Genomic DNA, 24736 nt, shown 5'->3' with positions numbered 1-24736 from the left:
CTGACGAGACGCAGCGACAGCGACCCGCCTCAGCGCTCGATCCCGTACACCTCGCGCGTCCAGTCACGCGTCGGGGTGTCGTACACCGGTCGGTCGCGATCGCGCTCGTCCAGCCGTCGGCGGTCGGCCTCGTCCAGTGACCAGTCGAGGTCGGCGTTGGCCCGCACGTGCTCGGGCGTCGCCGACCGCGGCAGCGCGACCGTGCCGCGGTCGAGCAGCCACCGAAGCGTCACCTGGGCGGGACTCTTCTCGTACGTTTCGGCGAGCTCGCGGACGACCTCGTCGTCGAACACGTCCGCCCGCGCGAACGGCGCCGCCGCCTCGATCACGGTGTCCGACTCCTGGCAGTAGTCGACGAGATCGGGCCGCTGGAACCAGGGATGGAACTCGATCTGGTTGACCGCGATCGGAACGTCCGTGATGTGGTGGGCACAGCTCAGCTGATACGCGCTGAAGTTCGAGACGCCCACGTTACGAACGAGCCCGCGATCGTGGAGTCGAGCCATCGCCTGGAGTGACTCCCGGAGCGAGATCGTGGGGTTGGGCCAGTGAATCAGGTAGAGATCGAGGTAGTCGGTCCCGAGTCGCTCCAGCGACGCCTCACACGCCCGGATCAGCGACTCGTAGTCGAGGTTCTTCGGCAGGACCTTCGACGTGAGAAACACGTCCTCGCGGTCGTACTCCGCGAGAACGTCACCGATGACCGCCTCGTTGTGGTACCCCTCGGCGGTGTCGATGTGGGTGTAGCCAGCCTCGAGCGCCGTACGAACGCTGGTGGCCGTCTGTTCGTCGTCGAGACCGTACGTGCCCAGGCCGAGCGCGGGCAGTTCGTCGCCGCTCGGGAGGGTTCGTGTAGGGATGCTCACACGGTTCGTTCACGAGGTCGGTGATTGAACCTACCGTTTCTGGCGGGTGAATTCGGGATCTCGCTCAGGTTTCGACCGTTCCGAGGACGCGGTCCCGCAGCTCTCCCTCGGAGATCTCGCCGCGGTTGTACGCCTCGACCCACTCGGTCCGGACCGTGACGCTGCCGATCACCTGACCGTCGTCGGTTTCGACCTCGCCCGCGAGCTGTTCGGTGGGCGCGTCGCCCCGTTCCACGTAGGAGCTGTAGACCGCCAGCACGTCCTGTACGTCCCGCGCGAGCTCGAGTCGTGAGACGTCGGCGTCGCCGACGAGCGTCAGATCGCCGTGTGTCTCGTCCTCGTCGTAGGCGGCTACCTCGCCGTCGTAGACGGCCGCGACCTGCGCGACGAACTCGTCGGCCGACATCCGATCGTCTTCGGTCGTCTCGTCCTCGTCGTCCGCCTCGGCAGTGTCCGCATCGTCGCCGACGTCCTCGTCGCTCTCGTTGCCCTCCGGTTCGTCCCCCGATGCGTTGTTCCCATCGTCACCCTCGGTCCCGTTTACCTCGTCCTCGTCGTCGGAATCGACAGCGTCCGAACAGCCACTGAGCACCAGTACGCTGCCGATACCGAGGACGGCCTTCCGTCGCGTCGTCTCGTCCATACCCGAACCGCGCCCTCGAGGCAGTAGAAGGCTCCCGTTCTCACACGGGATCGACTCTCTCTATTAGCTGAATATGGTTCACGATATCTTATATTTTATATCACTAAATGATGTGGATGTAGAAATGCATTAATGAGTGGAAAAGAGTTACTTTCAGACATGGACAGACGAAAAGTCCTTCTCGGTGGTACTGGTGTGCTCACGACGCTCGTCGCCGGCTGTGTCGGCGAGTTCCAGTCGGAGACCAGTGCGGGGCGTGGCGCGAACGACGACCATCCCGGAAACAGCGGTGGCCAGGGCAACCGAAACGACGACCCTGGCCAGGGCCGAGGACAGGGCGGCCCGAACGGCGTTCCCGACTTCGTCCCCGAGGAGGTCGAACTCGAGAGCGGCGCCGTCGTCTCCATCGAGGAGTTCCGGCGCCGCGGTCGAACGCTGACGGTCGAGCTCACCACGACGACAAAAGACCTGGCGGAGCTCCGCAACGACCTCGACGAACTCCCGTCCGCCGTCGAGGAGGGGATCGTGGACAGCGAGGGGTTCTTCAGCCAGATCGAGACGGTCGAGACCACGCTCGCATACACGTCGGGAACGGAACTCGCCACCGCCCGGCTCGACGGTGACAAACTGCGCGCGTACGCGGACGGCGAGCTGACCGAAGACGACCTGATCGCGGCGTCCCGCAACGGGATCGAACTGCTGTAACCGCTCGAGTCGGCGATCGACACGGACCGCTTTTTCCGCACTCGAGTGATCCACGGACGAGGGTCTCAGTCTCGAACGTACCGTACCCTATCTAGACGCCCTTCTCACGGAACCGGATTATGTCGACCTCGATCGGCAGATCGCCAAAGTCGTCGTCGGCGCCGACGACGAGAGTAGCGTCTGTCTCGGCAGCGAGCGCGACCGCGTGGGCGTCCGCCAGCGAAATGTGGCCGTCTGCTTTCACCTCGGCAGCGACCCGCCAGTCGGCGGACTCGAGCTGGAGTCCCCATCGCTCGAGCGCACGGAGATCGCGGTCGGCGGTCCGAAGCGAGTCCGCGGTCGGTTTGTCGTCGATCCCTTCGAACCGAGCGACGAGATACAACACTTCGGCTGCGTTCGTTTCGGCCAGCAGCCCGTCTGTAGCACCGTTCCGGACGTCGGTAAGGTACTCGGCGACGACGTCTCCGCTCGGCTCGTCGTAGAGGTACGCGATGATCGCCTCGGTGTCGAAAACGTACCTTTCGATCATTCGTCGTCAGCGTCCTCGGGCCGGAGGCGGTCGGCGAGCTCTTGCTCGCGCTGGCGTTCATTGCGTTTTATCTCCCGGACGTCTTCGGTCACGTCACCGGGTTCGCGGTCGTCGGGTGCGTGGATTCCGTTCAGTTCCTCGAGCGACGAGACGGGCTCGACGACGATGCGCTCGTCTTCCTCGTAGATGAACACCTCTCCGGGTGTGTCGATCCCGTACTTCTCGCGCAACGATTTCGGAATCGTCGCCTGCCCCTTCTGCGAGATGCGGACGATCTCCGGATCCCGTGTACTACTTGCCATTCTACGTTGTACTATTCGGCCGAAGTACTACTATCTATCGGCACTTATTACTCGAGCCGCCTCGAGCGATCGGCGTCCGTTCGGGGGGTAGCTCCTCCGCGAAGGAAGCCGTCGATAAGATCCGTAAGGGGGTCGGAAAGCGGCGCTTCTGTAGCGATCCGGAACCCGTCGAGAACGCTTCCGATCGTCTCAAAGCGTCGGGCTCTCCGGAACCGGACGACGGCGTACTGCTCCGACCGCGAGCTTCCCTACGGATACCCTCCTATACGACGCGATCGAGCCCCGGCTACAAATCAAGACAGCACTCACGGCGACACCGCAAACACGTCCGAACGGATCCCGATCGCCCCTCGAGCGACGGCCCGACTCACTCCTCGAGCTGTGTCTCCAGCTCCTCGTTCTCGCGCATGTCGAGGAACATCGCGTGCAGCAGGGAACAACAGCCCACCAACACCACAAGGAGACTCGAGAGCCCGCGCTCGAGCAGCGGCGTCTCGCCTTTGAGTCGCGTGTACAGCGACCGTAGCCCCGCAAGTAGCCCGACGCCGACGCTGCCGGCACCCAGGTAGTAAAACAGCGCGAGCGGGTTGAAGTTGGTCACGAGGTACTTCGTCTTGAGCCGCCAGAGAAAGCCCTGAAGCAACATCCCCGAGACCTTCGGGACGTAGTCTGAATACTCGATGCTGGACTCCTCGTCGCCGTACTGTGCGGGCATGGCGACGTCGGCGACGCGCATCCCCCGGGCGTTCAGTCTGATCAGCAACTCGTTGCAGTAGCCGTAGTACTCGTAGAGCTCCTCGAGCGAGACGGCCTCGAGCGCCTCGAGCGAGATCGCCGTATACCCGTTCTGGGGGTCCATCGTCTTCCAGTACCCCGAGGCGATCTTCGTCAGAACGGTCAGCATCCAGTTTCCGACGAGCCGGAACTGGGGCATCTCCGCGCGGTACTCGCCGTTCAGCAGCCGGTTGCCCTTCGCGTAGTCGGCCTCGTCCTCGACGATCGGATCCAGCAGCCGCGTCATCTGCGAGAGGTCCATCTGTCCGTCGCCGTCGACGGTCACCGTGATGTCGGCGCCGTCGGTGTGTGCCGCCAGATATCCGGTCTTGATCGCCCCGCCCGCCCCGAGGTTCTCGCGGTGTTCGACGGGGACGACCCGACCCACGGGTTCGTGGACGGTCGCGCGCTCGGAAAGCAGCGACCGACCGCCGTCGCTGTGGAGCCTGTCGGTCGCTCGAGTCGGTTCGTCCTCGAAGTCGCGGTCGGCGTCCTGCCGGGCGGCCTCGAGAATCTCGGTCCAGGTGTCGTCGGTCGAGCAGTCGTCGATGACGAAGATTCGATCGACGTACTCGGGCATCGCCCGAATCACGTCGCCGATAAACCCTTCCTCGTTGTAGGCCGGAATGACGACACCGACGGTGTGTTCTCGGTACATGGATGCGTACTAGTCGTGTGTATCTGGCCGAATCGCGCCTCGGTGAACGCCGTCAGGGCCGTGAGCCGTCGGGTCGGCCCCGGCCGAGCCAGTGCCGAAAGCCGAGGTTACTCCCCGGAATCGAACCGAGGATCGATTCGAACCGCGGGGACTCGATCGCGGTCGTGATCGACAGATAGGGTCGTCCATCTCGAGTCCCTCTTGGTACTGAGTCAGAGATCCGAGCCGCAATAAGCTTCCGAACTGGAAACTGACACCGATCCGAGTAGTTAACCACGTGCTACCGCGCGAAGCCGACGCCCACTTCGTATCCGAGCAACCGGTAACCAGGTATTGGCGACTGCTGGCGGCCAGAACTGGGGGGACGACCGTCGAGCGAATCGAACGTGAAAACTCACTCCGAAACGATATAGTTCTTATACGATACGATTCGATCTCAACGAGTGAGTGTTTTACTAACCGATATTGGGCGGTGAACTATCGGAGAACGCTCATGTCCGCGAGAAACGCCGCGACCGGAGCCGTGCAAGAACGTTAGAGCGAGCGGTAGACGAACCCGTCGGCCGTATCCTCGTCGAACAGGCCGTCGATATCCACGAGGACGGGGTCGTCGGCCATGTCGGCGGCGAGGGTGCCAAGCGTCAGGTCGCGGAACTCACTGTGAGGAGTGCCGAAAACGAGTGCGTCGAAGTCGGCGACCGACAGTGCTTCCTGGATCTCGATGCCGAACTCGTCGCGCATGGCGTCGTCGTCGGCGTGGGGATCGTAGCCGATGACCTCGATCCCGTAGCTCTGGAGTTCTTCGATCACCTGGCCGATCTTCGAGGTGCGGATGTCCTCGACGTCGGGTTTGTACGCCAGTCCTGCGACGAGCACGCGACTGTTTTTGAGCACCTTCTCGCTCTCGTTCAACGCTCGAACGGTCATATCCGCGATGTGGTCCGACACCGACTCGTTGACCTCCCGGCCCGTTCGAATGAGCTCGGGGTCGAACCCCTGGCGCTCGCTTTCGTACAGCAGATAGAAGGGGTCGACGGGGATACAGTGACCGCCGACCAGTCCGGGCTCGTAGTCGTGGAAGTTCCACTTCGTGCCCGCGGCCTCGAGGACGGCGTCGGTGTCGAGCCCGAGTTCCTCACAGAGCATCGCGAGCTCGTTCATCAGGGCGATGTTCAGGTCGCGCTGGGTGTTCTCGACGCACTTTGCGGCCTCGGCGGTCTCGATCGAGGGCGCCTCGTGGAGCCCCGCGTCGACGACCGAGCCGTACAGATCGACCAGGTCCTCGCGGGTTTCGTCCGTGAGACCGCTGACGATCTTGACGACGTTCGCGAGACCGTGTTCGGTATCCCCCGGTACCATGCGCTCGGGCGAGTAGCCGACGCCGAACTCCTCGCCAGCGGTCATCCCGGAGGCCTCCTCGAGGGCCGTGAGGAACACCTCTCGAGTCGCACCCGGGTACACCGTCGACTCGAGGACGACGGTCGTCCCTTCGGTCATGTTCTCGCCGACCGTCCTGGCAGCGCCCTCGACGATCCCGAGATTGGGCTTCTCGTTCTCGTCGACGGGGGTCGGGACGGCGACGATGACGAACTCCGCGTCCGCGATGTCCTCGTTGTCCGTCGTGAACTCGATCTCGCCGTCCGCGATAGCGTCGTCGCCGACGTCGCCGGTGGGGTCGACGCCGGACTCGAGCGTGTCGACTTTGTCGGGATCGATGTCGAATCCCGTAACGCTGTTCCCCGCTGCGTCGAACGCTGCGGCCAGCGGGAGGCCGACGTAGCCCAGGCCGACGACACAGACGCTGGCGGGGGACTGGACGGGATCTTCGTACTGGTATTCGGTCATAGATTCCCCCTCGAGCGGGAGACTCGTGTTGTCGGTCGGGCGGACGGTCGTTTCATGAGAGGTACTCGTGACTCCGAGTTATTGGTTGGTCGGTCATGATTTGTCGCACTGTATGTGCCGGCTCCGCTGATAGTCAAGTCGCGTAAACGTTTTTGCACTGGCGATAAATAGCTGACGGAGTCGTAATAAGTAATACGCTGTGATAGTGTGGAAGCGATGGGTTTCTCTGCCGATTTCGATTCGCGGCGATCGCTCGATCGGGGACGCCAGCGCACGTAGTCGAGGGCGAAATGCCCATCGGGCGCCGCGGTGAGCGTACTCGAGGCCGGCTATCGACGTCGTCCTCACGGCGGGAATCCGCGCGGCCGATCCCGAAACCGGAACGCGACGGTTGCAGTTGTAGCAACGCCGCATAGCCGATCGGTAATTCGGTCCGCGCAGCGTCCGTCGGTCGAGCGGGCGGTGTCGAACCGTCGCCTCGACCGTCCCGACTCGAGAGACAGTCGTCCAGATTCAGGGGTACAGCGGCTGGTCGATCTCTTCGGTCGCGTCGTCGCCTACGGCGGCCTCGTTGGTCTCCTCGGGACAGCAATCGAGGCACGTGAGCTCGTGGCGGTTCGGGCCCTGCCACTGCTCGCGCTCGAGCCAGACGCCGGTGCGTGCGTCGCCGTCGATCGTCGCACCGCACTGGTAGCAGTCGTTGGGAACGCCGGGTGCGGTCGGTCGGGGCCAGTAGAGCTGCATGGACAACCGTTAGCACTCAATTATCATAAGTCTATTCTCTCAAGAAACTCTATATGTTCTGGGGAAGGTGGTGCAGTACTGCGATTATTTTCTTGTATAGTCGGGACTTTGGATAATTTATAATGTATCTAACCAATCAAAACGGTGTGATCGAACCCGCAAGTCAACCGCCTCGTACCGCCTGTGAACCGGCCCGGAGTCCGATCGGTGACGTCGCGACTCGCCTGCCGCGTTCGCTCGAGTCGCCGACGAACCGAACTCGAGCGAACGACGGGGGAAGACGAAGAACGAGACGTCGAGTTCTCGACCGTAATAGCCGATCGGTCTCACTAAAAGCGTTTGTGAGATACTGAACGAGGAGATAGAAGGCGAGTTTAGTTTCTGGAATAGTTGACATCCTCCCCACCCTGAAGGGCGAGGATTCCCGAGCGTTGGGATATTAAGGTTTGCAACCTACCCGTTCGCTCGGTGCGAAACGCCCCGAGGTTTGATTGAACAAGTAGGCTACTGGCCGTACCAAACGACCGTTACTCATATCCCCCGTAGGATGATTCTGAGTTATCTTTCTGCGAATATTCACCGCACCATTTACGTCCGCGTTCATCGTCGCACCGCACGACCCACAGACATACAACCCACGCTCCACTCGGTTCGCGTCACGCTTCCGGCCACAACACGAACACGTCTTACTCGTGTCGCGCTCGCTCGTTCGGTCAACGAGAATACCGTGTTCCTCCGCCTTGTATTCGAGCAACTTGGTGAAGCGGTCAAACTCCCATCCGTGGAGCTTCTTGTTGCCACGCTTGCCCCAGTTCCGAGATTCACCGTTCTCGTCCTCACGAATCTCGCTCAAGTCACCGATAGCGATACGACCAACATCATGGTCGATACACCTCTCGACGATGTGTTTGGCGAGGGCGTGCAGGAAGTGGTCTTTCCGACGCGAGAGTTTCTGCCGAGCGCGAAGCGCACGCTTCGACGGCCCGTTCTCTCCTTCAGTGTCGTACTCATCACGAGTGAAGTAGTGCTTGTCCTGTTTCAGCACGTTCCCCGGATACAAGTCCACATCCCCATCATCGTATGCGATGGCGAGATAGTTCTTGATGCCGAGGTCGATACCCACCGTGTTGTCGCCGGGGGCGTCCTCAACGGGAATTTCGACTGTGCAGACGAGGTGGAACTCCCAGCAGTCGCTGTTCCACACGGCGCGTACTTGTTGGATGTTCTCCACGGTCACGTCCGGTCGCGCCTCGTACTCTGCAAGGATGAAGTCCGAGCGGTGGTTCTTCAGGTTGAAGCCCTTACTCAGGCGGAGTTGGTTGTGCTTGGCGTCGTGTTTGATTCCGTTTTGTTTCCACGTTACGGTGGAGCGTGGGTGGTTGTCGCCTCGCTTTCGGTAGCCGGGTGGATTCGCGTCTGTGTCGCCGTTCTTGCGCTTTTTGAACCAGCCATTGAACGACTCAGCAAGCTCTTCTAGAACTCGCTGACTTGACTGAGAATGTAAGTCACTGTATCGTTCGTGGTCTTTTAATTCGCGCTTGAGGTCGGCTTCGGACGGTATTTCCCCGGTTTTATCCCATTTTTGTTGGGTGTGGTAGCGGGCGACGTTCCACAGTTTGGATGCTGAGTGTCCGCAGTTATCGAGGTCGTCACTCACTTGGGAGTGGTTGACGATTTTCGCTCGATATGTGCGGGTTGTCTTCAGCATCCAAACTGTGTTCATAAGTGCTTATGGATTAGTCAATATTATAGATAGTGGTTGAACGTGGAATATCCAGCCGTGCAGTCATCGGTGGTTGGTGTCATCCAGTGACGGCGCGTATCCCCGCCGTAAACGGCGAGGTTTTGCGCCTGCTCATCCCATAAATGAGTGGCCTGCGGGCGAGTTCTGCCGATCCCCTACCCGCTCGAGACACATCCCCTCGAGCGCCACGGAGGGCAAGCCGAACGACCGACCGAGCCGTACCCGACTCGAGGGGGATTCACGTTGCGAACGCGACGCGACGACTGAAAGAGAGAGAGGACCGATCGGAGACCGCTCCCCCATCCCGTGGATTCCGAGGCGCTCGATGAGTAGTCGGTTCGTTCCGCCGATGAGCAACGGCACGACCAGCGGTCCTAGGAGGTTGACGACGATTCGCATAACCCAGAGCTGCGGGACGAGGGCTGCGGGATCGACGACCGCTCGAAGTGCCTCGCGAACGAGCACGAAAACCACCAGTCCGTACCCGATCCCGATCAGCAGGAACACCCATCGCAGCCTTCTTTCATATTATCTGATTTTTATTAGAGTGGGTAATAGCTACAGCCGAGCGCACCGCTGGCCGCGGGACCGCCGGCACGGAGCGTCCCGACGGCCTCGCATCGTGGTCGACCCGACCGGCACGGTCGACGGGCCTCGAGTCCGCCGAGCGACCGACGAAACCGATCCGGAACTGACTGTCTCGAGCCCTGAAACGGCGAAGGACACTAGTTCGGGGGGCTCCTAGCTAAGGTATGTCCCCGGACCGGGATCTGGCCGATCGGCTGGCGGCCGCGGACGATCCGGAGCTCCTGCTGGCCTGGGAGCTGTGGTGCGAGCGGGGCGTGATCCTGCCGGGGTACGCCGGCGAGATCGCCGAACTCCGCCGGATCAAACGCGAGTGGGACGACGCGGAGGAACCGCTTCGCTGACCGCTCTCGGCGCCGCGAGGGTACGGTACACTCCGGACCGAGAGCCCTCCTCGAGCGATCCGGAGCGTACCGACAGTCGCGGGAGCGCCGGGTCGTCCTCGAGGGCGAGAGCAAGCTGTTCGCGATATCTCGAGAGAACGCCGTCGCTACGGGAGCGACGGTCCGAAAGGGGGTAGGTGGTCGTCGCTGCGGTGCCGAGTGGGGTGGCCGGCGCCGCGGCGACGACCCGGGTAGGGGTGGGGAGGCGGGATTCCGCCAGTACGCCCTACCGGCGACACGATAAAAACGATTCCTCCAAAGTGGGTTGGGTCGCCACGAACTCGCAAGCGACCGACCCGCTCACTCGAGCGCGACGTCGATCCCGTGGTGTGCGAGCAGCGTCGCGGCGACCGCCTCGGACCACTCGGTTCGCGTCTCGAGGGCGGTGTCGTGGCGGGTGACCTCGGTCAGGTAGCCCGCGGTCTCGAGGTCGGCCGAGACCTTGTGGATCAGCCGCGGGTGGGAGCCGTCGAGGGTGTTGCCCCGCGTGAAGCTGTAGGCACCGCCGTAACGGCTCGAGGGCCGAATTTCGCGCTCGTTGAGCGAGTCGTTCGCGCGGGCAGCGACCGTCCGGGCGTTGCCGGCTTCGGTCGGGAAGATCGCCTGGCCGAACCCGCTGGGGCCCCGCGAGGAGCCCCAGATCCCCATCGAGCTGTGCATATCGATTACGGCCGCCGGATCCACGTCCGCGATCAGCGACCAGATCGCCTCGGCGATCGGCGTCGTCGGCGATCGCCCCGAGGGGAACTGCTGGTTGAGGTCGCCGTCGGGGCCGCTGTAGGTCCGATCTCTGACCGCGGGGGCGTTGGCCTCCGGGATCACGACGAGCGTACCGCGGTCGAACGTCCACTCGCGAACGCTGTGGGCGGCGTCGACGCCGGCGGTCTCGCTGCCGTGGACGCCGCCGAGGACGACCACGGTCTCGCCGTCGTCCGGTGCGTCGCGAACGTACGCCGGCGTCTCGTACTTCGTCCCCGAACGCAGCGTTCGCGTCTCCTCGGCGATCGCCGGCGACTCGGCGGCGCGTCCCGACCGGGTGCCGACGAGGCCACCGCCCACCGTCGTTGCCGCTGCCCCCAACAGCAGGGACCGTCGCGTGACTGTTCCTCGTGGTGACGCCGATCGACCGGGTGAGGCTTTCTCTACCATTTTCGCTTTTGAAATGATTTTACGCTTACTATATAAAATTATACAATAAAATTTATATAAAATAACCCTGCACGGGGCGGGACTGCCGACGTCCGTTCCGACTGGCGTGGCGGACGGGCCGTCCGTTACTCGGAGATGACTACTGGGACCGAGAGTCCGTGCCGGCGACTCGTCTCGAGGAGAAACGCGGCGAACGGTTTCCGTGTCGGGACGCCGCCCGCGAGGTCGATCGACGGACGTGCCCGTCGCCGTCGGGGGACACGAACCACCGCGGGGGCCGCAGAAACAGAACGGTTACTCGATGGTCGGAGGGCGCTCGAGTCACGAGAGAACGCGTCGCCGTCGACGGGCGCGCTACTCGTCACGCGCGACCGTCACGCGATCGGGCGTGACCGTCGCGGTGTAGGTCGCGTCGGCCTCGAGCTCTACCGCTACGCGCGCGGCCGCGGCATCGCTCGCGAACAGCGCGTCGAGCGCCTGCGGGTCGAGGTGGTCGTAGAGGACGAGCCCGAACTCGTCGCCGAGCGCGGTCGCGTCGGTGCCCTCGAGGGCCGCGATCGCCTCGAGGACGGCGACGGTCGGCGCGGTATCGGGGGCGTACTCGCGTTCGATGCTGGTCGCTCCGGCCGTGTCTGGATCGGTGTCGCTGGCGGCCATCGGCGGTCAGTGGGCTCCGTACTCGACGTGAATCGTCGGCGACTGGGACTCGGATCGGTCGAGGACGTGTGCGTTGGCCATGTCGCCGGAGAACCGGAACCGGGTGGTGCCGGCCTCGATCGCGCCTTCGGCGGCGTGTTCCGAGACGACGGCCGTTCCGGCGCCGTCCGCGGCCTCGATCGTCCCGTCGACGGTGATCTCGAAGCTCGCGGGAACGCCGTGTCCGACGATCGTTACGCAGTTGGGGAGGGCAGGGGTATCGTTCGGGGCGTCTTCGTTCAGGATCGCAGCGTCGCGTGCCATACACCTGACGAGAGAACAGGACAACTTAGTGTTTTCTGTCGAAGTAACGGTGTATTGGGACGAATTAGATAGATATGAGAACGAATTGAGTGTATTTTGTGAAATTTGTTCAGATATACAACTTACTCTCCGGAGAGACAATGGCTGGCTGTCCGACGGGATATCAACCGCCGCTGGTGTGGTAACTCTCGACTACCACGGTCGAATCCGGTAAACACTCCGTTAGTCGAGTCCCGTCTGCGGTGAGTCGGTGCCTACACCGAGCCCGCTCGAGCCGATCGGGCGGTTCCCCGCCGCGGGAAGCGCCGGTTCCGTCCACGACGGTCGATCGACGGATAGCGGACGGAACCGGCGCACGAAGCGGCGGTCAGTGCAGGGAGATCTCGCAGTACGGACACACCATCGACCGCTCGGGGATCTCCCGGCGACAGTCGGGGCACTCGAGGTCCTCGTCCGCCTCGTGGAGTGGGGCGTAGGGCACGGTTGACCACCATTTCGTCCTTTGGTAGCCAGTGTCATAAGCCTCACTCGCCCCCGCAGTGACTGTCCCCCGGCGTGGCTGGTGGCGAGCCGAGCGGTCGGGACGAGCCGGCCGATCCCGTTGCAGTGCCCGGGGTGTCGATCGCTGAACGTTCGCGTTACGCGGGCGCCTCCGGACGACCACGATCGAAGCGAGGAGTGGGTGACTCGCGTCGAGTGGGCCGACTGCGACGAGTACGCCGACTGGTTTCGCTGAAACGGAGCTCGCGAGCTGACTCCTACTCCCCGCGCTCGAGCGCGACGCTCAACGCGCCGTACAGTCCGAGTTCCTCGCCCAGCGGGCTCTCCCGGATCGTCGGTCGATCGACGAACAGGTACTCCTCGAGGTAGCGATCGACGCCCTCGAGGAACCAGTCGACGTTGCCGAGCGCGACGCTGCCCCCGAGGGTCACGAGGCCGGGCTCGTACGCGTTACAGAGCGCGGCGATCCCGACGGCGTTGTACCGGCTGACCCGATCCAGACACGCCTGGACGAACGGATCGCCCGCGTCGGCCGCCTCGAAGACGGCCGGGGCGCCGAACTCGTCGCCGGCCGCGAGCGTCTCGCGGAACTCGCTGACGGCGTCTTGCGCCCACACCTCGTCGACGCGATACCGGTGGCGGACGTACGACGGGATCCCCCGACCCGAGCAGAACGCCTCCCAGGCGCCGGTGACGCCGGCGCTCTCGAGGATGCTGTCGGGAGCGACCGGGATGAGTCCGAACTCGCCCGCGCCGCCCGTTTCGCCCCGACACGGTCGTCCGCGCTCGACCACCCCGCCGCCGATCCCCGTGCCGACGGTGAGCTGGATCACGCACGCCTGCTCCTCGCGCGCCCCGAACTGCCACTCACCCAACGCCGACGCGGTGCAGTCGTTCTCGAGAAACACTGGGAGCCCGCAGCGTTCCCGGAGCGGTGTCGCGATCTCGATGTGGTCGATCACGTCGCCGTCGGCGGTGTCGAACCGCCGAACGCTGCCCCGGTCGGCGTCGACCAGTCCCGGAACGACGACCGAAACCGCGTCGAGAGGAGTTGCGTCCGTCAGCGTCTCGACTGCTCGCCCGAGTTGTGCGCGTAACTCGTAGGGCCGCGTCGGCTCGGACTCCACCGGCTTGACATCCTCCCCGCGCTAAAGCGCGAGGATTCCACCATGGGGGTTCGGCTACGCCGATTCCCCGGCGGTAACTTGCGGGTGTGTATGCTCCTCGTTGGGACGGTGAGCGCGTGGTGTCGCCGACCATCGGTGGTCGTCCCACTTGAGGCATACGGGCCGTGCCATCGGCCGTGGTATGTTCGATTCGTGGCGCTGACGAGACACCTTGTGTCTCGTCCGCCAGTCAGAACTCTTCGAGTTCTGATGACGTCGGAGGAACGTCTCCGACGCGGTGAGGTCCGCGTGGCCCTCGAAGCCACACGAACAGGTGAGCGTGTCTTGGTGCCGAGTCGTGCGGTCGGTCGAACCGCACTGCGGACACGTCTGACTCGTCCACGCTTCGGGGCGGACCTCGACAGTGATGCCGAATTCCTCGGCGGTACACGCCAATCGGTCGATGAACGCCCGGAACGCCCAGAAATTGTGCGTCTTCTGGTTCGTCCGCACCGACCAGTGCGTCTCCAGTATGTCGGTGAGGTCGCCGACGTACACCGTCGCAACACCCACTTCGTACAGTCGCTCGAAGAGGTCGCGGGCAAGTGCGTCCATGGCGTGGTCGCGCCGTCGAGTCCGTCGGCGGTACAGGCGTCGAATCCGCTTCGACGTGTACCGCCCCTCTTCGCGCTTCACCTTCGACTGGTGTTCGGCGATTTGGCGGGTCGTCTCGCGGAACCGCTCGAAGAGATCGTACCCCTCGTACAGATACTGCTGGCCGGTCGTGGTCGTACAGGCGACGATGTTGTTCGCGCCAATATCCAGAGCAGCCGTTTCGTCGGCTAGTGGTGAGTCCTGTCGAGAATCGTCCACGGTGACAGGTTGAATGGCCCTGTATTGGTCGCTCAACTCGTCGTAGTACAGTTCCAACCGACCTTGGTCGCCCGACCACGTCGGCTTCCCACGAACGTCGAGCGTGAGCCGTTCGCGGTAGCCTAGGTCGTACTCGTCCTTGAGGTCGCTACCGACCGTGATTTCAATGGTCGAACGGTCGCCCCAGCGGAGCGTGTACTGGTCGTTGCGGATGTAGGTCCGCAACTCCCGCCCCTCTTCCTCGTTGCCCCAGTAACCTGGCAGGCCGTTGGCTTCGCCTTTCTCCTTGAGCGAGAAGAACGACTTCCATGCAGAATCGTTCTTCCGAATCACCTGTTGGGCGGTGGCAGACCCAAGGACACCGACGTAGTGCTTGCGATAGTCCTCGGTCTCCCACACCGACTTATCGATGTCTGGGTCGGTGAAGTTCTGCCGACGCTCGTAGGTGAGTTGGTTCCACAGGGACGCAGAGGCGTCCAACAACCGTCGAAGCAGTTCCTCGTCGGCGTCGGAGCGCGGAACCACAGTGAACGTGTTGACGCGCCTCATGCGGACCACTCCCCGTCCTGTTTGTCCTTCTGCTCGCGGATGTACTGCTCGACGGCGTCTTTCGAGACGCTGCCGGCAGTCCCAACGTAGTACGAGCGCGTCCACTTGATGCGGTCGTCGGATCGCTCATTGTACCACCGGGCGGAAATGCCTTTGACCCAGTTGACGATGAGCGACGGGGCGTTCTTCGGCGGGCTGCCGATGAACAAGTGAACGTGATCGGGCATGATTTCAGCTTCGACCAGTTCGAGGCCCTTGTCGTCGCAGATTTCCTCGAAGATGGAGTGAAGCCGGTCGGCGGTCGCACCCGTGAGGCGCTGCTCCCGGTACTCCGGGATGAACACTACGTGATAGTAGAGCTCGTAAACAGCGTGACGGGTACTCTTTACCATCGTGTATACCATAGTTAGCATGGTGGTAAGCGTTCCGGCCGAACCCCATCCCTGCCAACGTCGGTGGACTGTCTGGGCGGGCCTACCGCTCAACCCCGCCCTGAAGAGCAAGGCTTGCGCTCGAAAACCACGTCAGAAACTCGCCGGTCGGCGTCGCCGCGACGTAGCTGAGGTTCGTGCTGCCGACATCGACGACTCCGACGGCGTTCATACTCGAGATTCCGTGGGTCGTTACTTAGCTGTTCGCTGTAACACTAACTCCGCACCAAGAATTTATTAATCGGAACGGGGAACGGCGTCGGTCCCTCGGGGAGAGTCGTCGGACGGCTCGAGGACGACCGTCGGGGATCAGAAGAGAAACTCGAACCGGGCGCCACCGTCGTCGCTTTCACCCGCCGAGACGGTCCAGTCGTGTGCCTCGGCGATCGCGTCCACGATGGAGAGGCCCAGTCCCGTCCCGTCGACACTCGTCGTGTACCCGTGGTCGAAGACGTCGCCCCGGTACTGATCGGGAATCCCCCAGTTACCAGCTCACCGCAGCAGCCCCTCGAGGGTTCGATACCGGAGATCCGCCCACGCCTCGAGCTCGAGGTCGAACCGCTCGAACAGCTCGAACTGGGGGACCGCCTGGCCGGGGTAGAGGTAGTCGGTCCCGAACACGAGTCGATCGTGGTGGGTCTCGAGAAACGTCTGTCCGACCGCCGGATCGCGCGTCAGCGCGTTCCACCCGGCGCGGGTCGAGAGGTCGCCGTAGATGTTGTCGTACGCCGCGAGCAGCTCCCAGACGCGCCCACGCGTGTCGATCGATCCCTCGGGGAGCCCGCCGAGATCCCCCGACTCCACGTCCGCAGCCACGTGCGCCCACCAGCCGTGGGCGTGTGCGACGAAGTCGACCTCCGGATACGAGGCGAGCACGCCCTCGAGTCCCGGCAGCCCGACGTCGTCGGTCAGCGACTGCCGATCGGTGTGAAAGAGGATCGGCAGCCCGTACTCCGCACACAGCTCGTAGATGCCCTCGAGGCGCTCGTCGTCGATTGCCATCCCGACCTTCAGCTCGCCGAAGCCGCGGGCGCCCCGCTCGAGGTACCCCTCGAGGACCTCCGCGACGATCTCGTCGCCGTAGACCAGCGTTCGCGGATCGATCGAACAGAACGGGACCAGCCGATCCGGGTAGGCCGCGACCTCCTCGAGCACCCACCAGCTCGGCGCCTGCACCGGGTACCCCTCCGGGGAGTCGAACGGGAGGACAACGGCGCGGTCCACGCCCCGGTCGTCCATCCAGGCGACGAGCTCGTCGGCCGACAGCGGATCGTGGCCCCGCGCCGCCGTCGGGATAACGTGTGTGTGCGCGTCGAACAGCGGAAGGTCGTCGACCGCGTCGGCGTCGATCTCCGCGTCGTCGGACTTCTCCTCCTCCTCTTCCGTTTCGGTCGGCTTCGACTCCTGCTCGACCGGTTCGGACTCGTCGGACCGCTCATCGTTCGACGGCGGAGTCTCGGGCTCCGGGCGCGAGTCGTCGGACCCGACGGATGCACAACCCGCGATCGCCCCGGAGAGACCGACGCCTGCGGTCACCGCGAGATACCGTCTGCGCGTCGGGCCCGGTCGGAGAGGATCCGCGGCGTTCGGGTCGACCGGGTCGGAGCGACGGGCGGACGAATCGTCGGGCGCAGAGGGACGGGCCATGGCCCGGGGTTCCACGAAGGGGTCCAAATCGTTATCGCGCGTATCCAGCGCCTGAATCGCGGTAGTCGTCCCGTTCGAAGCCGAGCGGCGAGACCGTCGCCGTCGGCTCGAACTCGAGGATCCGACCGCGGGGACGGACTCGAGCCCGGGAGCCGCTCGGAGTCCAGATTAGGTCAACCGGTAGGTGTGCTCGCGGCTCGCATCGCAGCTCGGACAGACGTGGCGGTACACGACCTGCTTCCCGTCGGTTCGGCTCTCCCAGTTCCGTCCCGTGTCGACGTAGCCACACGCCGGGCACTTCTTGTCGGTCGTCTCGTACCGCCGTCGGAGTCGCTCGAGGGCTGTTGGCATGTGTCATAGTATCCACCCCGACGAGAAAAGCCCTGCTCGAGCGTTCCGAGCGCACGACTGTCCGCCGGGACTGAACGCGCCTCTGGCCCACTGCGTCGGAGCGAAGCGGAACGGGGCTCAGTCACCCGCCCGAAGCGTCGCCGTGTACTCCACGTTCCCGGTGAGTTCGAGCGACTCCTCGAGCGTCGGGTACCCCTCGGCCTCGACGGTCACCAGGTAGTCGCCGGCCTGGAACTCGAACTCGGCCTGGCCGTGGTCGTCGACGGTCCGTGTCTCGCCCCAGCCACCCAGACCGCGCTCCTCGGCGCTGACGGTCGCATCCTCGATAGGCTCGCCGAATCCGTCCTGGACGAGCACGCGCAGCAGGTGTCGCTCCGGCGCCTCCTCGACCTCCTCCGCCTCTCCGGTCGCCTCGACCTCCGTGACCTCGAGTTCGTACGCCGCGGTCTCTGCGCAGTTGTTCAGCTCGAAGGAGTAGACGGCGTCGTCGGCGCCCGGCTCCGGCCCCTCGGTAGCGGCCTTCGTGGTCGAGGAGAGCTCGTTCCCGTCGGCGTCGAACACGCGAGCGGTCATGCTGACGGCGAGCTCCGCCCCGCTTGCGTTCGCGAACATCGCGTGAACCTGACACAGCTCGCTGGGCGGCGCCTCCGCCCAGGTGAACGTGTGTCGCTCGACCTCGAGGTGGCGCTCGGCCGCCTCCGAGAGCACGACCGCCCCGTCGATCGCCTCGTCCTCGTAGACCGCCTCGTCGTCCCCGTCGTCCTCGTCGGACTCGTTGGCCTCCCCCGACTCGCTGTCGGCCGGCTCCTCGTCGTCCTCGCTCGAGTCCTGATCGGCCGCGTCGTCCTCGGCTGGGTCTTCGGAGTCGTCGTCCCCGTCGCCGGCGTCGTCGCTTTCGGTCTCGGCGGCCTCCGAATCGTCGCTCCCACCGTCCTCGGCTTCGTCGGCCGCCGAGTCCTCGGCTTCTCCCTCAGAGTCGTCGGCCCCGTCGGTCTCGGACCCAGAGTCGTCTCCCCCCTCCTCGGCGTCGGCACAGCCCGCCAGCACCGCCGACAGCGAGACGCCCGTGATGGCGGCGAACTCGCGACGCTTCAGATCCATGCCGTCCCCCGTCGATCCCCGATCTCGTGCCAGTACATCTCTGCTGCAGAGAGGGTTCTCGAGCGCATAACGTTTTATATCGGACCGAACGCAGTTCCTCGAGCCAAACCCGCGGAGAGACCCGCTGTCGCACGAAGCCCGTCGTTTGTCGACCCCATCGCGCCGAGATGCCTCAACCCAGGGCCTTCCCGGACCGCCGCCGTCGGTTGTACAGATAGACCACGGTAACCACCAGTCCGCAAAGCGGCACGAGAACGCCGAACTCGTAGGTGTCGGGATGTTTCAGCTTGCGACGTTTCGCGTCGAAGCGGACGAAAATCGAGATCGGAATCTGCAGGAGGACGAGTACGGCGAGGATGGGGAAGACGAGCGGTTCCATCCTCTGAGGACTGGCCGGTCAACTGTAAAAACGTTTTCATCACGACCCGTCCGATCGCCAACCAGACGGTCGTTCCGGGCCGGAGCGACGGGTTCTGCCCAACGAGTTTGGCTTCCTCGAGGGGCTACCGGGCTCGAAGGATACCCGACTACTCTCGATCGGTTTAGACAAAGGTATACACACGGATAGACGAGGCTAATCCATGTGGCCCTGGGGACACTTCGGCGTCGCGTACATCGTCTACTCGCTGTACTCGCGCGGTCGGTTCGGGCGGTCTCCCCGCCCCGAACCCGCGCTCGCGGCTATCTTCGGCTCGCAGTTCGCGGATCTGATCGACAAACCGCTCGGCTGGCTCGGCGTGTTCCCCCACGGCCGATTCCTCGCCCACTCCCTGCTCGCGACCGGCGTCCTGATGCTCGTCGTCTACACCGGAGCGATCGTCCTCGAGCGCCTCGAGACGGCGACGGCGTTCGTCCTCGCGCATCTCTCTCACCTCGTCGCGGATATCCCGCCCCGGGCCTACCTCGGCTACCCCAACGACACCGAGTTCCTGTTCTGGCCGTTTCTCACCCACCCGACGTTCACCTACCACGAGCGACTGTTCGAGCCGCCAGCGATCGTCGAGTTCGTCGTCACTCCCTTTACTCATCCGGGGATGTTCTTCCTGCTCGAGATCCCGCTGTTCGCCGCCGGGCTCGCGCTCTGGTATCTCGACGGCTGCCCCGGGCTCGACTACGTTCGATCGCGCCGCTGAGTGCCGGCCCCGCCGCGGACCCGACCGTGGCTTTTGGACGACCGTCTCGGACGCGAATGTGTCCGAATTTACCACCGTTCAAACGTGGATAACGATTGAACGACCGCTTACTAATACGGTCTCCCGCAGCAACCCTCATAGCAACGCATGGGGTACTCGAGGGAGATGGTCAGTCGGTCCCGGTACGTTCACGTGCTCGGTGTGCTCATCATCGCGGTCGCGGCCGCCCAGTCGCTGCTCAAGGTCGCCGGCGGCGGCTCGAGCCTCGAGGCCCTCATCGACTTCGTGTTGCTCGGACTGACGGGCGTGCTGTTTCTGTACGTCGGAAGCTGGCTCTCGGAGTCCGAGATCGAACCCGACCTCTACCGGCGGGTCGCGATGTGGAGCCTCGCCGGTGTCGGGGTCATGCTCGCCTTTCTCGTCCTTCGAGCGCTCCACCCCGGGATCCCGACCGAGTTCACGTTCGGCACGCGAGCCGTCGCGCTCGCGATCGGCTCGGTCGCCGGCCTCGGGATCGGGATCCACGAGTCCCGTGCGATCTCCCGGGAGCGGGAAATCGAGCAGCGAAACGACGCCCTCGAACGGGTTCAGGACCGACTCGAGGAGCGCAACGACGAACTACGGGAGACACAGCAGGAACTCGAGGCGACCGTCCGAGAGCTCGAGGCCTCGAACGAGCGCCTGGAACAGTTCGCCTCCGCAGCGAGCCACGACCTCCAGGAGCCCCTTCGGATGATCTCGAGCTACCTCCGGCTGCTCGAGGAGCGCTACGGCGACGAGCTCGACGCGGACGCCGAGGAGTTCATCGAGTTCGCCGTCGACGGCGCCGACCGAATGCAGGTGATGGTCGACGACCTCCTGGAGTACTCCCGGGTCGAGACGCGGGGTGACCCGTTCGAGCCCGTGGATCTCGACGCCGTCCTCGATGACGCGCTGACCGATCTGGGGGTCCGGATCGAGGAGACCGACGCCGAGATCACCACCGAGGAGCTCCCCCGCGTCGCGGGCGACCGAAGCCAGCTGCGCCAGCTGTTTCAGAACCTCGTCTCGAACGCTCTCGAGTACAGCGGCGACGAGCGGCCCCGCGTCCACGTCTCCGCCGAACGGGTCGGCGATCGGTGGGAGATCGCGGTTCGAGACGAGGGGATCGGGATCGATCCCGAGGATCAGGACCGGATCTTCGAGGTGTTCGATCGCCTCCACACCCAGGCGGACCACGAGGGAACGGGGATCGGCCTGGCGCTCTGTCAGCGGATCGCCGAGCGCCACGACGGCACCCTCGAGGTCGACTCGGAACCCGGCGAGGGCGCGACGTTCTCGGTCCTCCTTCGGCCCGTCGAGGAAGCGCCCGCGGAATGACCGCGAGCAGGTCGAGGATCGAGCGAGCACCGCCGACGACGGGGCGTTCTCGGACCGAGTCGCCTCAGACCTGTTCTTCGGACTCTACCGCGGACACCACCTCGCGCAGTCGGAGCCGCCGCGCGCGCTCACAACGCTGCAGCTCCGCGCGGGCGGCCTCCCAGTCGGCCAGCGTCGCCGGCGTAACGTCGACGGCCGAACAGTCGACACCGAGCGGCGTCTCGGCGTCGTAGCGGCACTGGTAGCGCCACACCCGATCGACCAGCACGTCCATCCGCGCTTCGAGTTCCTCGAGCGAGCGCTCCCGGGCGAGCACCGTCGCCCCGTCTGCGGTCCGGGGGAACCGCCTGTCGTTTCGTTCGTACGTCGAGGGCGATCCCGTCCGTTCGGTGACGATCCCGAGTGCGGCGAACGACTCGAGGGTCTCCCGAACCGCGCTGCGGTCGCGGCCGGCTTGCGTCGCCAGTTCGGCGGCGGTCCGTTCCCCGTCCGTCCGGGCGAGCAGTTCGTACAGCCGTTCGGCCGTCGACCCCGCCACGAAGGGGTTTTCGATCGGCGATGCGCCTTCCCCTGTGCCACCCATCATCGTGTCGCCGTCTCCCGCTGAGGATATGGGTAATTGCCCGGTGCAGCCGTTCATCCGAGGCTACCCGGAACTGTAGCGGTCGGCTACCGCACTCGGCGCTCGTCGACGGACGCCCGCGACGGGCGCGGCTCGCCGGTACGACGGAAACTACTCTCCGATCCGGGCGCTGGAAGCGATCGGCTCGAGTGAGCGGACGAAAATCGGCCAAAAACCGGGTCGCGAAGGTGGAAGCATGACAGTAGGCAACAGACGAGGCGTCTCCGGTACCCGATCTCAGGGGATCGGGTCGCGACCTGGATTGCCACAGGCACATCGACTGACGGATCGTGTGGTATTCGTTGTCATCACCACCGTACTCCGGATACCGTCTGTTCAGTAATAAGTCCTTCTGATGGTGTAATTACCCCACTACCTCGGGAAGAAAACCATATATTTAGATATACGAAGAGTATATACTACAATCGTACGCTTCGACCGAGAGAATCAGCGTGGTGAACTGACGATCGGCAACCACCGGAGTCGACGGCGGCGCGCGACGGACGATCCCGCTGACGACGAGAGCGAGGGGGCGGTCCTCGCTACTTGACGATCGTCACGGGAACGGTCGACTTGTCGACGACCGCTTTGGCGACGCTGCCGACGACCCGTTCGTGTTCCGTCGAGAGGCCGCGGTGACCAACGTAGATCCCGTCGGCGCCGGCCTCGTCGGCGTAGTCGGCGATCGCCGCCGCGGGCCGTCCCGCCAGCAGCTCGGTCGTGATCTCGAGGTCGGCCCCGCCGCCGACGGTCTCGGTCGCCAGCTCCGTCGCCTGGCGAAGCGTCCGCTCGCCGTACTCGACGGCGCGCTCTTCGCCGGGCAACACGAGCGCTCCGTCCACGAGCTCCGTTTCGGGCGTCAGTACGTGAACGATCTCGAGGGACGCCTCCAGCGCGCTCGCGTCGCGTGCCGCGCGCTCGACCGCGGTGTCGCTGACCTCGGAGCCGTCGGTTGCGATGAGATACCTCATACGGGATCGTCCTTCTCGAGCGATGATAGTGCTATCAGTCGTTCCTACCCCGCGAGAATCGGCCGATCCGACACAGTGGGGTACGGTCGCTCACCGACTCGATTGCGGAGCGAAACTCGCCGACACGTCGCGAACCCGACCGCGAGCGCGTCCGATCTCTCTCGGTTCCAAAACAAGACTCCATTGACAATTTTTAATATCATATATCGAATTGTGGGATATAATGAGCGAAGCGATCCCCCCCGCAGTGTCCCGAGTGCGGATCCACGAACCTCCAGCTCTCCCGCGTCGCGCCGGCCGAACACGATCACGGCGACGCGTGGGTGACGCACGCGTCGTGTGGCGCCTGCGAGGAGTACGTCGAGTGGTTCAACTGATCGAGTGCCGTCGGTAGCCCGCCGTCACCGGTGGCGAACGGTCGCAGAGAGCTCGACCGCGGGCCGAAGCGAGAGCGTCGGGACGAACGACAGCGGCTCCGGGACCGAGACGTCGAGGTCGACGCGACCGACCATCGCCGCCAGCGCGAGGCGCAACTCGAGGCGGGCGAACCGCGCCCCGACGCAGTGGCGCGGTCTGCCGCCGAACGGGAAGTAGGCGTACTCCGGCCGGTCGGACTCGTCGGCCCACCGTGCCGGGCGAAACGCCGTCGGTGCCTCCCAGAACCGTTCGTCGCGGTGGAACACCCACTGTGGGAGCATGAACTGTGCTCCTTCGGGCAGCCGATGCCCGCCGAGGACGACCGACTCGGTCGACTGTCGCATGGTGTTCCACGTCGGGGGGTAGAGCCGAAGCGTCTCCCTGACGACGTGCTCGACCTCCTCGAGGCCGTCAAAATTGCCGAGGGCCGGCCGTCCCGAGCCGACGTGATCGTCGTACGCCGCGACGAGCGACCGACGAACGGCCGGACGTTGGGACAGCAGGTACCAGCCGTAGGTCAGCGCGAGCGCGGACGTATCGGTGCCGGCGAGCAACAGGGCGACGAGGTTGTCCCGCACTTCCCGGTCCGTTAGCTCGCTGGCCTCGTGGGCCTCGAGGAGGACGGTGCGGGCGTTCTCTCCCTCGCCGCGAGGCGTCTCGAGGGCACGCTCGACGACCGACTCGAGGTCGCGGACGGTCCGTCGAAATCGCCGATCCGTCGGGGTCGGCATCCATTCTGGAAGCGCCGCTCCGAGCCGTCGCGGATCGCTTCTGGCGACGAGCGCGTCGGTCGCCGCGAGAACCGCGTCCTCGTCGCCCCGCAGGTCGAGGTCGAGCAACGTCTCGGCGAGGATCTCGAGCGTGAGGAGCCGCATCTCGCGGTGGAGGTCGATCTCCTCGCCATCGGTCCACGTCTCGGTCCGGGCGATCGTTCGCTCGACGATCCCCTCGGCACACCGTTCGACGGCCTCGCGGGTAAACGCCGGCCGAAGCGCCCCGCGGAGCCGTCGCCACCGATCGCCCACGGCGGTCGAGACCGCGCGGTCCTCGACGTCGGCGAACGCCCGGCGTTGCTGATCGGCGATCGTGAACCTGCGTTCACCGTCGCGAAACACGGTGGCGACGATCTCGGGATCGGACACCAGGTAAAACCGCTCCCCCGGGAACTCGAGACGGACGACGCTCCCGTGCTCGGCCCACCGTTCCAGCGCGGCGAACGGCTCGCGGGCGAACGCTGGCGCGTGGCCGACGACTGGCAGCCGGTTCGGCGCCGCCGGAGCGGCCGGGTCGTTCACGACCGGTCGTACGCGCAGTCGGGCAATAATGATGTGTGCTGTCACTTGACTCGGATCAGTACACCGGAACGACCGACAGCCCCTGCTCGCGAAACGCCTCGAGCGGATCCGAAGCCCGGCGCCAGGCACCGGTTCCCGACCGCAGATCGCCGTCGACGACGACGGTGTCGGCCCCGACTTCCGTGGCGTACTCGACGATCTCGGCGATCGGGTGGCCGATCCGCCCGGCCGCCTCGTAGCGCTCGAGTGTGGGCGCGGCGAGTCGGTCGGCCTTGCGTTCACAGATCGTCCGTATCGTGTCGGCACCGGTCGGAATCCGCAGCCGTTCGGCCAGCCAGAGCTCCGTGCTCGCGTACCACTCGACGCCCAGTACGTAGAGGACGTAGACGGTCGCGCCGGAGTCGTCCGCCCGGCGCGCGGCCTCGAACAGCACGCGCTCGGGGCCAGTGGTGCCGCTCACGACGGCGACGATCCCGTCGCTCATCGCTGCCCT

30 protein-coding genes are annotated in these 24736 nt (G+C 64.7%); 5 read left to right on the top strand and 25 right to left on the bottom strand.

Features of this window, described 5'->3' with window-relative positions; genetic code table 11:
- Positions 1–29: 29 nt before the first annotated feature.
- Both QA609_RS07565 and QA609_RS07560 read right to left on the bottom strand, forming a co-directional pair.
- On the bottom strand, positions 30–866 hold the full coding sequence (locus tag QA609_RS07565; RefSeq protein ID WP_278301989.1) for an aldo/keto reductase: 837 nt from the start codon (positions 864–866) through the stop codon (positions 30–32).
- Positions 867–930: 64 nt separating this feature from the next.
- A complete protein-coding gene (locus tag QA609_RS07560) occupies positions 931–1509 on the bottom strand; it encodes a hypothetical protein (protein WP_278301988.1) in 579 nt (192 codons plus the stop codon).
- A gap of 159 nt (positions 1510–1668) precedes the next feature.
- Here QA609_RS07560 and QA609_RS07555 point away from each other — a divergent pair, with 159 nt between their 5' ends.
- Positions 1669–2214 (top strand): hypothetical protein, encoded by a 546-nt coding sequence (locus tag QA609_RS07555; RefSeq protein ID WP_278301987.1) that lies wholly within the window; start codon positions 1669–1671, stop codon positions 2212–2214.
- Between the two features lie 91 nt (positions 2215–2305).
- Here the strand turns inward: QA609_RS07555 and QA609_RS07550 are convergent, their stop codons facing one another.
- The 7 genes from QA609_RS07550 to QA609_RS07520 all read right to left on the bottom strand — a co-directional run bounded on the left by QA609_RS07550 (position 2306) and on the right by QA609_RS07520 (position 9317).
- The gene (locus tag QA609_RS07550; RefSeq protein WP_278301986.1) at positions 2306–2743 is read right to left on the bottom strand and encodes a PIN domain-containing protein; all 438 of its coding nucleotides are present in this window, start codon (positions 2741–2743) and stop codon (positions 2306–2308) included.
- Positions 2740–3045 (bottom strand): AbrB/MazE/SpoVT family DNA-binding domain-containing protein, encoded by a 306-nt coding sequence (locus QA609_RS07545; RefSeq protein ID WP_278301985.1) that lies wholly within the window; start codon positions 3043–3045, stop codon positions 2740–2742. The genes QA609_RS07550 and QA609_RS07545 overlap by 4 nt, the downstream gene beginning before the upstream one ends.
- Positions 3046–3412: 367 nt before the next feature.
- The gene (locus QA609_RS07540; protein ID WP_278301984.1) at positions 3413–4477 is read right to left on the bottom strand and encodes a glycosyltransferase family 2 protein; all 1065 of its coding nucleotides are present in this window, start codon (positions 4475–4477) and stop codon (positions 3413–3415) included.
- A gap of 534 nt (positions 4478–5011) precedes the next feature.
- Positions 5012–6322, bottom strand: a complete 1311-nt coding sequence (locus QA609_RS07535) for a nucleotide sugar dehydrogenase (RefSeq protein WP_278301983.1) — start codon at positions 6320–6322, stop codon at positions 5012–5014.
- Between the two features lie 513 nt (positions 6323–6835).
- Complete coding sequence (locus QA609_RS07530; protein ID WP_278301981.1) at positions 6836–7066, bottom strand: hypothetical protein; 231 nt, start codon at positions 7064–7066, stop codon at positions 6836–6838.
- Positions 7067–7505: 439 nt separating this feature from the next.
- On the bottom strand, positions 7506–8774 hold the full coding sequence (locus tag QA609_RS07525) for a transposase (RefSeq protein WP_278301980.1): 1269 nt from the start codon (positions 8772–8774) through the stop codon (positions 7506–7508).
- Positions 8775–8921: 147 nt separating this feature from the next.
- On the bottom strand, positions 8922–9317 hold the full coding sequence (locus QA609_RS07520; protein WP_278301979.1) for a hypothetical protein: 396 nt from the start codon (positions 9315–9317) through the stop codon (positions 8922–8924).
- Positions 9318–9562: 245 nt separating this feature from the next.
- Here QA609_RS07520 and QA609_RS07515 point away from each other — a divergent pair, with 245 nt between their 5' ends.
- Positions 9563–9739 (top strand): hypothetical protein, encoded by a 177-nt coding sequence (locus QA609_RS07515; protein WP_278301978.1) that lies wholly within the window; start codon positions 9563–9565, stop codon positions 9737–9739.
- A gap of 339 nt (positions 9740–10078) precedes the next feature.
- Here QA609_RS07515 and QA609_RS07510 read toward each other — a convergent pair whose 3' ends face one another.
- The 3 genes from QA609_RS07510 to QA609_RS07500 form a co-directional block, all read right to left on the bottom strand.
- The gene (locus QA609_RS07510; protein ID WP_278301977.1) at positions 10079–10858 is read right to left on the bottom strand and encodes a succinylglutamate desuccinylase/aspartoacylase family protein; all 780 of its coding nucleotides are present in this window, start codon (positions 10856–10858) and stop codon (positions 10079–10081) included.
- A 423-nt stretch (positions 10859–11281) separates the two neighbouring features.
- Positions 11282–11584, bottom strand: coding sequence for a HalOD1 output domain-containing protein (locus QA609_RS07505; RefSeq protein ID WP_278301976.1), 303 nt, complete (start codon positions 11582–11584; stop codon positions 11282–11284).
- Positions 11585–11590: 6 nt separating this feature from the next.
- Positions 11591–11887, bottom strand: coding sequence for a hypothetical protein (locus QA609_RS07500; RefSeq protein ID WP_278301975.1), 297 nt, complete (start codon positions 11885–11887; stop codon positions 11591–11593).
- A 562-nt stretch (positions 11888–12449) separates the two neighbouring features.
- On the opposite strand from QA609_RS07500, the gene QA609_RS07495 reads away from it, so the two are divergent.
- Positions 12450–12623: a hypothetical protein gene (locus QA609_RS07495; protein ID WP_278301974.1), complete on the top strand. Its 174-nt coding sequence runs from the start codon at positions 12450–12452 to the stop codon at positions 12621–12623.
- A 22-nt stretch (positions 12624–12645) separates the two neighbouring features.
- On the opposite strand, the gene QA609_RS07490 is transcribed toward QA609_RS07495, so the two are convergent.
- The 9 genes from QA609_RS07490 to QA609_RS07450 all read right to left on the bottom strand — a co-directional run bounded on the left by QA609_RS07490 (position 12646) and on the right by QA609_RS07450 (position 18825).
- A complete protein-coding gene (locus QA609_RS07490; RefSeq protein WP_278301973.1) occupies positions 12646–13515 on the bottom strand; it encodes an ROK family protein in 870 nt (289 codons plus the stop codon).
- A 54-nt stretch (positions 13516–13569) separates the two neighbouring features.
- The gene (locus QA609_RS07485) at positions 13570–14916 is read right to left on the bottom strand and encodes a transposase (RefSeq protein ID WP_278302018.1); all 1347 of its coding nucleotides are present in this window, start codon (positions 14914–14916) and stop codon (positions 13570–13572) included.
- Positions 14913–15308, bottom strand: a complete 396-nt coding sequence (tnpA, locus tag QA609_RS07480; RefSeq protein WP_278301972.1) for an IS200/IS605 family transposase — start codon at positions 15306–15308, stop codon at positions 14913–14915. The genes QA609_RS07485 and tnpA overlap by 4 nt, the downstream gene beginning before the upstream one ends.
- Before the next feature lie 82 nt (positions 15309–15390).
- Positions 15391–15519, bottom strand: a complete 129-nt coding sequence (locus QA609_RS07475; protein ID WP_278301971.1) for a hypothetical protein — start codon at positions 15517–15519, stop codon at positions 15391–15393.
- 137 nt (positions 15520–15656) lie between these two features.
- Complete coding sequence (locus tag QA609_RS07470; protein WP_278302017.1) at positions 15657–15824, bottom strand: ATP-binding protein; 168 nt, start codon at positions 15822–15824, stop codon at positions 15657–15659.
- A 15-nt stretch (positions 15825–15839) separates the two neighbouring features.
- Positions 15840–16994 carry an amidohydrolase family protein gene (locus tag QA609_RS07465; protein WP_278301970.1) on the bottom strand — a complete coding sequence of 385 codons (1155 nt, stop codon included), beginning with the start codon at positions 16992–16994 and terminating at the stop codon, positions 15840–15842.
- A gap of 168 nt (positions 16995–17162) precedes the next feature.
- Positions 17163–17345 (bottom strand): HVO_0649 family zinc finger protein, encoded by a 183-nt coding sequence (locus tag QA609_RS07460; RefSeq protein WP_278301969.1) that lies wholly within the window; start codon positions 17343–17345, stop codon positions 17163–17165.
- Between the two features lie 117 nt (positions 17346–17462).
- A complete protein-coding gene (locus QA609_RS07455) occupies positions 17463–18446 on the bottom strand; it encodes a carboxypeptidase regulatory-like domain-containing protein (protein WP_278301968.1) in 984 nt (327 codons plus the stop codon).
- Positions 18447–18618: 172 nt separating this feature from the next.
- Positions 18619–18825 carry a hypothetical protein gene (locus QA609_RS07450; protein ID WP_278301967.1) on the bottom strand — a complete coding sequence of 69 codons (207 nt, stop codon included), beginning with the start codon at positions 18823–18825 and terminating at the stop codon, positions 18619–18621.
- 202 nt (positions 18826–19027) lie between these two features.
- Here QA609_RS07450 and QA609_RS07445 point away from each other — a divergent pair, with 202 nt between their 5' ends.
- Both QA609_RS07445 and QA609_RS07440 read left to right on the top strand, forming a co-directional pair.
- A complete protein-coding gene (locus QA609_RS07445) occupies positions 19028–19579 on the top strand; it encodes a metal-dependent hydrolase (protein ID WP_278301966.1) in 552 nt (183 codons plus the stop codon).
- A gap of 165 nt (positions 19580–19744) precedes the next feature.
- On the top strand, positions 19745–20938 hold the full coding sequence (locus QA609_RS07440; RefSeq protein WP_278301965.1) for an ATP-binding protein: 1194 nt from the start codon (positions 19745–19747) through the stop codon (positions 20936–20938).
- Positions 20939–21002: 64 nt separating this feature from the next.
- Here QA609_RS07440 and QA609_RS07435 read toward each other — a convergent pair whose 3' ends face one another.
- The 4 genes from QA609_RS07435 to QA609_RS07420 all read right to left on the bottom strand — a co-directional run bounded on the left by QA609_RS07435 (position 21003) and on the right by QA609_RS07420 (position 24727).
- The gene (locus QA609_RS07435; RefSeq protein ID WP_278301964.1) at positions 21003–21521 is read right to left on the bottom strand and encodes a helix-turn-helix domain-containing protein; all 519 of its coding nucleotides are present in this window, start codon (positions 21519–21521) and stop codon (positions 21003–21005) included.
- Between the two features lie 581 nt (positions 21522–22102).
- Positions 22103–22531, bottom strand: coding sequence for a universal stress protein (locus tag QA609_RS07430; protein ID WP_278301963.1), 429 nt, complete (start codon positions 22529–22531; stop codon positions 22103–22105).
- Between the two features lie 401 nt (positions 22532–22932).
- Positions 22933–24243, bottom strand: coding sequence for a cytochrome P450 (locus tag QA609_RS07425; RefSeq protein WP_278301962.1), 1311 nt, complete (start codon positions 24241–24243; stop codon positions 22933–22935).
- A 55-nt stretch (positions 24244–24298) separates the two neighbouring features.
- On the bottom strand, positions 24299–24727 hold the full coding sequence (locus QA609_RS07420) for a universal stress protein (RefSeq protein ID WP_278301961.1): 429 nt from the start codon (positions 24725–24727) through the stop codon (positions 24299–24301).
- Positions 24728–24736: the final 9 nt, after the last annotated feature.

Origin of the sequence: Natronococcus sp. A-GB7 (assembly GCF_029688865.1) — an archaeon.
In the GTDB taxonomy this organism is placed as follows: domain Archaea; phylum Halobacteriota; class Halobacteria; order Halobacteriales; family Natrialbaceae; genus Natronococcus.
The sequence above is the reverse complement of the archived record's forward strand: the minus strand, read 5'-3'. Positions and strand labels throughout refer to the sequence as shown.

Excerpts from the sequence above, each read along its gene's own strand:
- QA609_RS07560 (WP_278301988.1), bottom strand. The coding sequence starts at position 1,509 with ATGGACGAGACGACGCGACGGAAGGCCGTCCTCGGTATCGGCAGCGTA.
- QA609_RS07555 (WP_278301987.1), top strand. The coding sequence starts at position 1,669 with ATGGACAGACGAAAAGTCCTTCTCGGTGGTACTGGTGTGCTCACGACG.
- QA609_RS07550 (WP_278301986.1), bottom strand. The coding sequence starts at position 2,743 with ATGATCGAAAGGTACGTTTTCGACACCGAGGCGATCATCGCGTACCTC.
- QA609_RS07545 (WP_278301985.1), bottom strand. The coding sequence starts at position 3,045 with ATGGCAAGTAGTACACGGGATCCGGAGATCGTCCGCATCTCGCAGAAG.
- QA609_RS07540 (WP_278301984.1), bottom strand. The coding sequence starts at position 4,477 with ATGTACCGAGAACACACCGTCGGTGTCGTCATTCCGGCCTACAACGAG.
- QA609_RS07535 (WP_278301983.1), bottom strand. The coding sequence starts at position 6,322 with ATGACCGAATACCAGTACGAAGATCCCGTCCAGTCCCCCGCCAGCGTC.
- QA609_RS07530 (WP_278301981.1), bottom strand. The coding sequence starts at position 7,066 with ATGCAGCTCTACTGGCCCCGACCGACCGCACCCGGCGTTCCCAACGAC.
- QA609_RS07525 (WP_278301980.1), bottom strand. The coding sequence starts at position 8,774 with ATGCTGAAGACAACCCGCACATATCGAGCGAAAATCGTCAACCACTCC.
- QA609_RS07515 (WP_278301978.1), top strand. The coding sequence starts at position 9,563 with ATGTCCCCGGACCGGGATCTGGCCGATCGGCTGGCGGCCGCGGACGAT.
- QA609_RS07505 (WP_278301976.1), bottom strand. The coding sequence starts at position 11,584 with ATGGCCGCCAGCGACACCGATCCAGACACGGCCGGAGCGACCAGCATC.
- QA609_RS07500 (WP_278301975.1), bottom strand. The coding sequence starts at position 11,887 with ATGGCACGCGACGCTGCGATCCTGAACGAAGACGCCCCGAACGATACC.
- QA609_RS07485 (WP_278302018.1), bottom strand. The coding sequence starts at position 14,916 with ATGAGGCGCGTCAACACGTTCACTGTGGTTCCGCGCTCCGACGCCGAC.
- tnpA (WP_278301972.1), bottom strand. The coding sequence starts at position 15,308 with ATGGTAAAGAGTACCCGTCACGCTGTTTACGAGCTCTACTATCACGTA.
- QA609_RS07475 (WP_278301971.1), bottom strand. The coding sequence starts at position 15,519 with ATGAACGCCGTCGGAGTCGTCGATGTCGGCAGCACGAACCTCAGCTAC.
- QA609_RS07465 (WP_278301970.1), bottom strand. The coding sequence starts at position 16,994 with ATGGCCCGTCCCTCTGCGCCCGACGATTCGTCCGCCCGTCGCTCCGAC.
- QA609_RS07460 (WP_278301969.1), bottom strand. The coding sequence starts at position 17,345 with ATGCCAACAGCCCTCGAGCGACTCCGACGGCGGTACGAGACGACCGAC.
- QA609_RS07455 (WP_278301968.1), bottom strand. The coding sequence starts at position 18,446 with ATGGATCTGAAGCGTCGCGAGTTCGCCGCCATCACGGGCGTCTCGCTG.
- QA609_RS07450 (WP_278301967.1), bottom strand. The coding sequence starts at position 18,825 with ATGGAACCGCTCGTCTTCCCCATCCTCGCCGTACTCGTCCTCCTGCAG.
- QA609_RS07445 (WP_278301966.1), top strand. The coding sequence starts at position 19,028 with ATGTGGCCCTGGGGACACTTCGGCGTCGCGTACATCGTCTACTCGCTG.
- QA609_RS07440 (WP_278301965.1), top strand. The coding sequence starts at position 19,745 with ATGGTCAGTCGGTCCCGGTACGTTCACGTGCTCGGTGTGCTCATCATC.
- QA609_RS07435 (WP_278301964.1), bottom strand. The coding sequence starts at position 21,521 with ATGGGTGGCACAGGGGAAGGCGCATCGCCGATCGAAAACCCCTTCGTG.
- QA609_RS07430 (WP_278301963.1), bottom strand. The coding sequence starts at position 22,531 with ATGAGGTATCTCATCGCAACCGACGGCTCCGAGGTCAGCGACACCGCG.
- QA609_RS07420 (WP_278301961.1), bottom strand. The coding sequence starts at position 24,727 with ATGAGCGACGGGATCGTCGCCGTCGTGAGCGGCACCACTGGCCCCGAG.